Annotated in this window: 4 protein-coding genes; all 4 read right to left on the reverse strand. The window is 73.7% G+C overall.

Features of this window, described 5'->3' with window-relative positions:
* Window positions 1-353 (reverse strand): 6,7-dimethyl-8-ribityllumazine synthase (ribH, locus tag ASG00_RS07050; RefSeq protein WP_056208008.1); only part of this gene is annotated, 353 nt, incomplete at its 3' end.
* Window positions 350-1,648 (reverse strand): GTP cyclohydrolase II, encoded by a 1,299-nt coding sequence (gene ribA, locus ASG00_RS07055; protein WP_045248221.1) that lies wholly within the window; start codon window positions 1,646-1,648, stop codon window positions 350-352. The genes ribA and ribH, both read right to left, overlap by 4 nt.
* Entirely contained in the window at window positions 1,645-2,304 is a 660-nt protein-coding gene (locus ASG00_RS07060) for a riboflavin synthase (protein WP_056207914.1), read from the reverse strand. Before ASG00_RS07060 ends, ribA begins: the two co-directional genes overlap by 4 nt.
* Window positions 2,304-3,392: a bifunctional diaminohydroxyphosphoribosylaminopyrimidine deaminase/5-amino-6-(5-phosphoribosylamino)uracil reductase RibD gene (gene ribD, locus ASG00_RS07065; RefSeq protein WP_056207916.1), complete on the reverse strand. Its 1,089-nt coding sequence runs from the start codon at window positions 3,390-3,392 to the stop codon at window positions 2,304-2,306. The genes ASG00_RS07060 and ribD overlap by 1 nt, the downstream gene beginning before the upstream one ends.
* Between the last annotated feature and the right edge of the window lie 47 nt (window positions 3,393-3,439).

Raw genomic sequence — 3,439 nt, forward strand, 5'->3', positions numbered from 1 at the left:
GTGAGCACCCCGAACCCGACCGGCTTCCCGGTGTCGAGCGCGACGCGGGTGAGCCCGTCGGTCGCGGCCGACGCGACGAAGTCGAAGTGCGGGGTCCCGCCGCGGATGATCACCCCGAGGGCGACGACCGCGTCGGCTCCGCTCGTGAGTGCGGCCTGAGCGACCACGGGAAGCTCGAACGACCCGGGCACCCGCACGAGGCGCCAGGTGGCGCCGGCGGCGTCGAGCGTGCGGGCCGCTCCGGCGATGAGTCCGTCGGTGATCGTCTCGTGCCACGTGCCGGCGATGACGACGACCTCGATGCCGGTCGCGTCGATCTGATCGGCGGTGCGCGGGGCGCCGTGTCCGCTCATCGGGCGTTCTCCTCGGTGCTGGGGGCCGCCTGGTGGGCGGCGGTGGTGGCGAGCGCCTCGGCGAGAGCGCCGTCGGCGATGATGTGACCCATGCGGTCGCGCTTGGTCTCGAGGTAGCCCTGGTTCGCGGGCCCGACCCCGACGATCAGCGGAACCTGCTCGACGACGTCGACGCCCAGGCGGCGCAGCTGCGCGACCTTGTCGGTGTTGTTCGTCAACAGCCGTACGCGCGCGACGCCGAGGTCCGAGAGGATGCCGGCGGCCGCCGCGTAGTCGCGGGCGTCGGCCGGGAGCCCCAGGGCGAGGTTCGCGTCGACGGTGTCGAGTCCGCGCTCCTGCAGGCTGTACGCGCGCAGCTTGTTGATGAGGCCGATCCCGCGACCCTCGTGGCCGCGCATGTAGATGACGATGCCGCCGTCCTGCTCGATGACGTCGAGGGCGGCGTCGAGCTGCGGGCCGCACTCGCACTTGAGCGAGCCGAACGCCTCGCCCGTGAGGCACTCGGAGTGCACGCGCACCAGCGGGGCCTCCTCGGTGAGCTCGCCCGAGACCACGGCGAGGTGGTCGGTGCCGCTGATGCGGTCGCGGTAGGCGAGGAAGCGGAACACGCCGTGTGACGTCGGCACGAGCGCCTCGGCGCGCAGACTGACGCGACGGCGCGGGCCGGAGGCCGCGGCATCCGTCGGCTCGACCTCGTCGAGATAGGCGATCAGCTGCTCGATCGTGATCACCGGCAGACCGTCGGTCTCGCCGAGCTCGAGCAGCCCGGGCAGTCGCATCATGCTGCCGTCGTCGGACACGATCTCGCAGATGCCGCCGACCGGGGGGAGCCCGGCGAGGCGCATCAGGTCGACAGCTGCCTCGGTGTGACCGGCGCGCTCGCGCACGCCGCCGTCGACGGCGCGCAGCGGCAGGATGTGGCCGGGGCGGATGACGCTCGACGGCGTCGACGCGGCGTCGGCCAGCACGTTGAGGGTGTGCGCGCGGTCCGAGGCGCTGATGCCCGTCGACTGGCGGTCGGCGGCGTCGACGCTGACCGTGTAGGCGGTGCCGCGGGCGTCCTGGTTGACCGGCACCATCGGGGGCAGGTCGAGGCGGTCGGCCCACTCGCCGGGGAGCGGGGCGCAGATGAATCCGCTGGAGTGGCGCACGATCCACGCGATCCACTCCGGGGTCGCGAGGGCGGCGGAGATGATCGCGTCGCCCTCGTTCTCGCGGTTCTCATCGTCGGCGACGATGACGGGCTTGCCCTGACGCAGGGCTTCGAGGGCTTCGGGAATGGTCGACAGGCTCATCGGGAGCCTCCTTCTTCGGGGGACGCAGCGGGGGTGATCGGGGCGCCGGCGGCCGGGAAGGCCAGCAGTCGGCGCACGTGGCGGGCGAGGATGTCGGTCTCGAGGTTCACCGCGTCGCCGACAGCGCGGCGGCCGAGCGTCGTCGCCTCCAGGGTCTCGGGGATGAGCGAGACCTCGAACCAGGGGACGGGTGCCGCGGGCTCGCTGACCGCGCTCACGGTCAGGGACGTGCCGTCGACCGCGATCGATCCCTTGTCGACGACGAGGGGCGCGAGCTCGGTGGGCAGCGAGATGCGCAGCACGCGCCACTGGGCGCCCGGGCGCACCTCGAGCAGTGCGCCGGTGCCGTCGACGTGGCCCTGCACGATGTGGCCGCCCAGGCGTCCGCCCGCGCTCGTCGCGCGCTCGACGTTGACGGGGGTGCCGGCGCCGACGCCCGCGAGGGTCGTGACGTCGAGCGTCTGGCGCATCACGTCGGCGGTGAACCAGTCGTCGCCCTGGTCGATGACGGTGAGGCACACGCCCGAGATCGCGATCGAGTCGCCGTGGTGCGCGTCGGACACCGCCGCGGGCGCCCGCACGGTGAACCGTGCGCCGTCGCCCGAGGGCGAGACATCCGTCACGGTGCCGATCTCTTCCACGATGCCGGTGAACATCAGCTCTCCTTCTCAGAGGTGGTCTCGGATGCCGCGGGCACCGCGACGACCAGCAGGTCGTCGCCGAGCCGCTCGAGGTGGGTGAGGGCGAGGCGGCGCTGGTCGGCGATCGTGTCGACGCCGATCACCCGCAGTGCGGGGTTGTCCCGCCCGTCGGAGCCCGCACCGATGAGCGTCGGGGCGATGTAGGCGAGCACCTCGTCGGCGAGCCCGGCGCGCAGGAACGCGCTCGCGATCGTCGGGCCGCCCTCGACGAACACGCGCTGCACGCCGCGGTCGCGCAGCTCGGACAGCACGGATGCGGCGCGGTCGTCGCCGGGGTGCTCGCCGAAGAGGTTGTGACCGTCGCGCTGCAGGAATCCGCGCGGGTGCGCGCGCACGAGCGCACGGTCGGGCACGATTCGGGCGCCGAGCACGACCGGCAACGGCTGGTGGTCGTAGAGGGTGCCGTCGGGGTGACGGGCGGTGAGGGCCGCGTCATCGACGAGGATCGTGCCGATGCCGGCCACGATCGCGTCGGCCTCGGCGCGGCGACGGTGCACGTCGGCGCGCGCTGCGGCTCCCGTGATCCAGCGGCTCGTGCCGTCGGCGGCGGCTGCGCGGCCGTCGAGCGACTGCGCCCACTTGACGGTGACGTGCGGACGGCCGAGCCGCTGCACGGTCAGCCACGAGTCGAGCAGGGATGCCGCGGCATCCGCCTCGAGGCCCGACTCCACGTCGACGCCGCCGTCGCGCAGGGTGTCGCCCCCGCCGTGGGCGTTCTCGGTCGGATCGGGGAGCGCGTACACCACGCGGGCGACGCCGGCGGCGAGCAGCGCCTGCGCGCAGGGGCCGGTGCGGCCGGTGTGGTTGCACGGCTCGAGAGTGACGATCGCTGTCGCACCCTGCGCCTCGCCCGGGGCGAGCCGCGAGAGCGCGTCGACCTCGGCGTGCGCGGTTCCGGCGCCGCGGTGGAAGCCCTCGGCGAGCACGTCGCCGGTGGGGGAGAGGATCACGGCGCCGACCTGCGGGTTGACGCCGCGCGGGCCTTCGGCGGCGAGTGCGAGGGCACGTTGCATCGCCGCGTGTTCGGCGGGGGTCGTGCTCATGTCGTCTCGTCCTGTCGGTGTGGACTCCGGGCAGGGTCGACGAGCGC

Origin of the sequence: Microbacterium sp. Leaf351, assembly GCF_001423825.1 — a bacterium.
In the GTDB taxonomy this organism is placed as follows: domain Bacteria; phylum Actinomycetota; class Actinomycetes; order Actinomycetales; family Microbacteriaceae; genus Microbacterium; species Microbacterium ginsengisoli.

Bases quoted from the DNA above. Each gene is read 5' to 3' on its own strand.
- ASG00_RS07060 (WP_056207914.1), bottom strand. From the start codon at position 2,304: ATGTTCACCGGCATCGTGGAAGAGATCGGCACCGTGACGGATGTCTCG.
- ribD (WP_056207916.1), bottom strand. From the start codon at position 3,392: ATGAGCACGACCCCCGCCGAACACGCGGCGATGCAACGTGCCCTCGCA.
- ribA (WP_045248221.1), bottom strand. From the start codon at position 1,648: ATGAGCCTGTCGACCATTCCCGAAGCCCTCGAAGCCCTGCGTCAGGGC.